Origin of the sequence: Mesorhizobium ventifaucium, assembly GCF_935822925.1 — a bacterium.
In the GTDB taxonomy this organism is placed as follows: domain Bacteria; phylum Pseudomonadota; class Alphaproteobacteria; order Rhizobiales; family Rhizobiaceae; genus Mesorhizobium; species Mesorhizobium ventifaucium.
Map to the genome: position 1 here is coordinate 1 of NZ_CAKXZS010000072.1, position 6,473 is coordinate 6,473.

The following is a 6,473-nucleotide window of genomic DNA, read 5'->3' on the forward strand; positions in this document are numbered from 1 at the left end:
AGAGGGCAGATCTAGAAGCGAACTTCTTCGTCGCCAGCGGCGCGCCGCCCTCGTTGGTGAGGCGTATATAGTCGTCACGCGTTCAAAGTGTCAACAACGATTTCGGTCTTTTTTGAATTTTTTGCGACGAAAGATTGCGGCGCCGATTTTCGGTAGCCGACTTCCGCGGCGGCATGGGTACAACAAAGCCGACTACCGCCACGGAGCCCTATTGCCGCCGCATTGCGGTTTGACACCAACGCCAACGAAGCCGGCGCATGCACCACCGGCGCGGCGCCTTATAAGAGACTGTAAGAGAGCCACTAAGAGAGCCACTAAGAGAGCCACTAAGAGAGAAGTATGACTGGGGATCTCGGCCGAAGCCAGGCGCTTCGTTGACTTCGCCCGCCGTGACAGGCAAATGTCATGGCCACAACCAAAGCGACAAGCCATCCCGCCCGGGGAAGAAGCAGCCTTTCTGGATGCCAGATACGGAAAATGTCATAGCCGAACTCGGCAACGAGCCGCCGCTGATTGCGGACGGTCGCAGTGGCCCGCCCGACCGGCGCGAGGTTTCGGCGCGCTGGCTGTCGGGCACTTTTCTTACCGGCGTGACGTCGAGCGTGCTGATGGGCGTGGCGTTGTTCGCAGCCCTCGACGGCCGTCAGCAATTGGCGACGCCGCCCGAGATCGCCGAACTGATCAGCCTTGCAAGAGGCGACGATTCCGGCGAGATCGCCAAGACCACCAGGCTGGTGGCGCCGCGCCAGATCGCCAGGGCCAAGGACCGCCGGCGCATGGAAGTGTCGATGGTGAGCAAGGTCGGCGACCGCGATGTCATCCACACCATGCCTTTCGTGCAGATCAAGATGGCGCTTGCCGCCGGGCACACGACCAGCCGCGCCTATCCGCCTTTCAATCCGATGCAGGTGTTTGGCGACGACCGCGACGGCAATGCCGGTCAGCCGGCGACCGCGGCCGCCGGCCAGATCTATGGCGCCAAGGTCGAAAGCGAGCTGAGCCTGAAGACGGTCGATTTCCCGATTGAGACGGCAGCGTTCGACGAAAAGAGTGACTTGTCCGCCGACGAGGTGGAAAAGGTGGTGCGCGAGGCCGGCACGGGTCTGAGCGACGGCGCCGTGCAGGTCGCGTCGCTGCATTATGTCGACCCGCAGCGCTTCGGCGATGCATTCGCCGAGAGCATGGCCGGCTCCTACGACGTCAGGATCGTTCCGGAAAACGTCTCGGTGTCGCCGCGTGCTGCCCCCGACGATCAGGCGCCGGCCTTCGCCGAGGAGATCATCCCCTTCACCAGGGACCGCAACATCGTCGAGGCCTTCGCCGATTCGGGCTATACCGGCGAGGACGCCACCGGCATGGCTGAGGCGATCGCCAAATTGCTGAATGCGACAGCGCTCAAGGCGGGAACCGTGCTGCGTGTCGGCCTTGAGATCCATGGCGACGCCGCCAAGGTCGTTCGCACCGGCATCTACGACAGGGCCCAGCATATCGTCACCATCGCGCTCGATGATCACGGCCAATATGTGCCGGCGCAGGAGCCGGAGCCCAATCCCGAATTGCTGACCGCGTTCGATGATTCGCCGCCGGTGGTGGTGCGCGGCAATCTGCCGAACGTCTATGACGGCATCTACCGCGCCGCCTACTCCTACGGCATGTCCAAGGCGATGACCAAGCGGCTGATCAAGCTCCTGGCGTCCGGCGTCGATTTCCAGTCGCGGCTCAATCCGTCGGACCGTATCGAGGTGCTGTTCTCGCAGCCGGACGGCGACGACCGGGCATCCGACGAATCCGAGCTGCTCTATGTCTCGGCGAGCTTCGGCGGCACGACGCGCAATTTCTACCGGTTCCAGATGCAGGACGGCAGCACCGACTATTTCGACGAGGACGGCCGGAGCGCCCAGCAATTCCTGCTGCGCAATCCCCTGCCCGCAGGAAAATTCCGCTCCGGCTTCGGTGCCCGCAGGCACCCGATCCTCGGCTATGTGCGCATGCATACCGGCGTCGATTGGTCAGCCGCTATCGGCACGCCGATCATCGCCGCCGGCAACGGTGTCGTCGAGAAAGCCGGCTGGGCCGGCGGCTATGGCAAACAGATCATCATCCGTCATGCGAATGGCTACGAGACCTCCTACAATCACCAGAGCGCTTTTGCCAAAGGCATCGCGCCGGGCGTGCGCGTCCGCCAAGGCCAGACCATCGGCTTTCTCGGCCAGACCGGCCTCGCCACCGGTCCGCATCTCCACTACGAGCTGATCGTCAACGGCACCAAGGTCGACCCGATGCGCGTTCGCCTGCCGGTCGGCAAGGTGCTGAAGGGCGACGACCTCGTCGCCTTCAAGCGCGAGCGCGGGCGCATCGATGATCTGCTCAAGCAGGAAGACAATGATTCGCTGAAGATCGCGAGCGCCAAGATCGAAGGCTGAGCCGAGTTGGCCCTTTGCGGGCTGCTCAGTTCTGCGGAGCCTCGGATCCACGCGGCCATGGCAGTCGCTCGCCGGAAACAGTTGTCCACGCCACGATCGCCGAGAGCAGGCAAAGCAGCGCGGTCACCAAGGCGACGGCTGCGAACGCTGCGTCGCTGGCGGCCAGCCTTGCCGCATCGAGATCCGGCGCCGGTTCGCCGAAACCCGGAATGCCGGATGCGGCACCGCTGTTCAGCGCTGCCGCATAGACCCAGGCCGCCAGTGACCCCATCGCCGCCACTGCGATCAGGCCGCCAATGCGCGAGACAGCATTGTTGATTCCCGAGGCAGCACCGGTATCCTTGTCCTCGACCGCCGTCATCACCGCCGTCGACAGCGGCGACACCACCAGCGCCATGCCGAGCCCTATCAGTGCCATCAGCGGAAACACGCCCCACCAGAAACTGTGGATGCCGGCATAGGCCAGCAAGGCAAGCCCGGCAAAGGCGACAGCGACGACGAGACTGCCGCTGGCGATCGGAAAACGCGGACCGATCCGGTCGGACCACTGGCCGACCGGCCCTGACAGCAGCGCGATCAAGACCGACAGCGGCAGGAAGATGAACCCGACCTCGGCGGCGCTCAGCCCCCATCCGGCGATGAGCAGCATCGGCAGATAGAACAGGTTGGCCGACAGTGCGAAATAGAGGAAGAAGGTCGCCACATTGGCGCCGGCGAACGCGCCGACCCGAAACAGCGAGAGATCGATCATCGGTTCGCGCTGCCGGCGCTCGAAGACAATGAACACAATGAGCAGCACCACGCCGGCGGCAATGCTCGGGCCGGACATTTGCCCCTCGCCCTCTGCGCTCATCGAAGTCAAGCCGTAGGCAAGCGCTCCGAACGCCAAGGTGGCGAGAACAGCGCCGCCGAGATCGAGGCTGCGCTTTTCGGTCGGTGCGTCGGCCGGGACCTTGGCGAGCAGAAGATAGATCGAGACAAGACCAAGCGGCAGATTGACCGCGAAGATCACCCGCCAGATGCCGTCGCCGAAGGCCGACAAGACAACGCCGCCCAGCACCGGGCCAAGCGCCGTCGTCAGCGCCGAGGCCGCCGCCCAGATGCCGATCGCCCTGCCGCGCTCCTTCTTCGGATAGGCCTTGGCGATAATAGCGAGGCTGCCTGGCACCATGATGGCAGCACCGATGCCCTGAATGGCGCGAAACGCAATGAGCATTGGCGGGTTCGGCGCCACCGCGCAGGCAAGCGAGGCGGCAATGAACAGCGCGATGCCTGCCACGAAAGCATGCCGCAGGCCAAAACGGTCGCCGGCGGCGCCGCCAACAAGGATGAGTGCCGAAAGCGTCAGCGCATAGGAGTTTGAAATCCACTGCGCCTCGGCGAAACTGGCGCCAAGATCGACGCGGATCGCCGGCGTGGCGATGGCCAGGATCGAACCGTCGATGAAACCGAGCGCGGAAGCCAGGATCGCCGCGATCAGCACGAAGCTGCGCCGCGATTGCGGGCAAAACGTATCGGCCGGCAGCGGCCTGGCCAGGGGGACGGCGTCGGCGCCGACTTCGCTTGGAGAACGCATGAAGCCTGCTCAGAGACTGTTTCGAAATTCGCTCTGGCGAGTCATATGGTGATGGTTTCGAGAACCGGCGCGCAGCGGACATTAGAGCGCTGCGCGTCCAATTGGACGCGCAAAGGACGCTCTAACACTTTGCATTTGCGCATGATCCTTTCTGGAAACCGAAATCGGTTTCCGGGGTCTTGCGCCGGTCCGTGAGCACCGGAAGCGCAGAAAACGCCATCAGATGGCCGCCAGAGTAGAGGTTCCAAACGGTCTCTTAGACCTCCTATGCGCAGGCAACAACCGGCCAGAGGGTTGCTGTCGTTGAAACCAGAACAGGAAATCTGGCTGCCTAAGTAGGATCACGCCGATCCGGGTGCGACGGCAGATGCCGTGCTAGGCTTCTCGTAGTACAGCAGCAAGGAGGAATGCTGAGCAAGATCGTCGGCAGACACCGTTCGTTGCAGTGGACTGTCGCAAACCGTGGAAGTTGGCCGAGGACCCCTCAGCTTCGTCATCCCAGGGCGAAGCAGGAGCGAAGCGACGTCGCGAAGACCCTGGGATCCATTCCGTGACCTCAACCGAAGTGCGCGGCGAGACAGAATTCCGCACCGTCGCAATGCTCTGATGTCGCGGCATGAATCCTAGGGTTTGCGCCGCGTCGCTTCGCTCCTTGCTCCACCCTAGGATGACGAGGCGATAGGCGTTTCGGCCAATCTTTGCACCATGGCGCTCAGTCGATGAATTCCACCGTGACGCCCGGCGAGACGATTTTTGCCAGTTCGCGCGCGTCCCAATTGGTCAGCCGCACGCAGCCATGGCTTTCGGTTTTGCCGATCTTGGAGGGGTCGGGCGTGCCGTGAATGCCGTAGGTCGGCTTGTCCAGCGCAATCCAGACCGAGCCGACGGGGCCGTTCGGGCCCGGCGGGATGGTCAGGATCTTGTTGTTTTCGCCCTGCTTGAAGTTGATGTTCGGATTGTAGGTGTAGTTCGGGTCGAGAGCGACCCGCGACACCGCATGCGTGCCGGTGGGTGAAGGCGTGTCCGCCGAGCCGATGGTGGCTGGATAGGCCGCGATTAGCTTGCCCGACGCGTCATAGGCGCGGACCTGCTTCTTGCCCTTGTCGGCGATGATGCGTGCCACCGGCGTGGCCACCAGCCTGCCGAAATTGGCAACCTTGATGATCGTGCCGGGACGGTTGAAATTGGCTTCCGGATTGAGCGCCTTCAGATAGTTCTCGTCCATGTGGAACCGCTCGGCCAGCGCTTCGGTGACTGAGGTGTAGCTCAGCCGTTCGAGCTGCGCCTTCTGGCCGTAGTCTTCCGGCACCGAGGCGACATAGGGGCCGGCCGCATCCTCGGGCGTGATGTTGTAGGAGGCGAAGGCATCGCCGCCGGATTGCTCCAGGGCCGCCTGGATGCCGACCACATCGGTCGACCGCAGATTGCTGCCGGTGATCTCGTTGAAGGCGGCGAGCGCCTTGTCGACATTCGAGCCGAAGCGCCCGTCGACGACGCCGGGCGAAGCGCCGGCGCGGTCGAGCAGCACTTGCAGCGCCGCGACCTCCTGGCGTGCACCGAGTGAAAGCGATGGATCAACGGCAGTCTTGCCGTCGATCTTTGGCGGCAGTGCCGCTTGGTCGCCCGGCGCCGTCGGCTCGACCGGTTCGATCGCAGCCTCGTTGAGCGGCTGGCGCTTGACGGTGCGCGGCTTTACCGGCTGCGGCGCTTCCGGATAATTGTTGCCATAATTGCCGCCATCCAGCGGTGCTTCGGGAAAAGCGTCCACCGGATCGCTGGACGGATCATATTCGTCGACCGGCGGTACGACGATCAGGCCTTCCTCTTCCAATTGCCTGCGGCGCAAGCGCGCCATATCTTCCGGATCGTCGAGATAATAGCGGTCGTCCTCGACCGGTCCGAGATTGCGTAAGCGCTCGCGGCGGAGTGCGCGGCGATCAAACCTGGTCTGCGGCGGCTGGATGGCGAGAACCTGGCCGGTTTCCGTATCGACGATGACGCGGTTTCCTCTGGCGTCGTAGTAGACGTCAAAATCGCCGTTCTGGGCGACCAGCACAGCATGGCTATCCGCGGCTCGGGCATCCGCAGCGCGGGCAGATCGCGGCGCGATGTCCTCCGTCGGCGCCGCCATTACGCCCGAAGAAAGCAGCCCGGCGGCGAGCGCCGAAAGGGTGAAGGTCGTGCGGAACATGTTGGCCAAATTCTCCGGTCCGTAATTGCCGCCGCCCGGCGTTGTCTCTTTAGAGCGCCACGCGTCCCTTCGGACGCGCAGCGACGCTCCAACACTTAAAATCTCGCATCATGCTTTCCGAAAATCGAATTCGATTTTCGGGCCTGTGCGGCAGGCGAACCCCTTCGCCAGCAAATCAGTCGTCAACCATAGGGTTCCAACATGAACCGGGCATGAAGATGGCGGATTTCTGGCGGTGAGAGCAACATAGCTAGAGCATCGGTCGTTCAAGTGAGTCCATACC

The 6,473-nt window shown here is 63.3% G+C and carries 3 protein-coding genes; 1 reads left to right on the plus strand and 2 read right to left on the minus strand.

The window, feature by feature from the left end:
* Positions 1-461 precede the first annotated feature (461 nt).
* Positions 462-2,423 carry a M23 family metallopeptidase gene (locus NMG70_RS30840; protein WP_254027973.1) on the plus strand — a complete coding sequence of 654 codons (1,962 nt, stop codon included), beginning with the start codon at positions 462-464 and terminating at the stop codon, positions 2,421-2,423.
* Positions 2,424-2,448: 25 nt separating this feature from the next.
* On the opposite strand, the gene NMG70_RS30845 is transcribed toward NMG70_RS30840, so the two are convergent.
* On the minus strand, positions 2,449-3,999 hold the full coding sequence (locus NMG70_RS30845; protein ID WP_254027974.1) for an MFS transporter: 1,551 nt from the start codon (positions 3,997-3,999) through the stop codon (positions 2,449-2,451).
* Positions 4,000-4,711: 712 nt separating this feature from the next.
* Entirely contained in the window at positions 4,712-6,190 is a 1,479-nt protein-coding gene (locus tag NMG70_RS30850; protein ID WP_254027975.1) for a L,D-transpeptidase family protein, read from the minus strand.
* Positions 6,191-6,473 lie beyond the last annotated feature (283 nt).

Excerpts from the sequence above, each read along its gene's own strand:
- NMG70_RS30840 (WP_254027973.1), top strand. The coding sequence starts at position 462 with ATGCCAGATACGGAAAATGTCATAGCCGAACTCGGCAACGAGCCGCCG.
- NMG70_RS30845 (WP_254027974.1), bottom strand. The coding sequence starts at position 3,999 with ATGCGTTCTCCAAGCGAAGTCGGCGCCGACGCCGTCCCCCTGGCCAGG.
- NMG70_RS30850 (WP_254027975.1), bottom strand. The coding sequence starts at position 6,190 with ATGTTCCGCACGACCTTCACCCTTTCGGCGCTCGCCGCCGGGCTGCTT.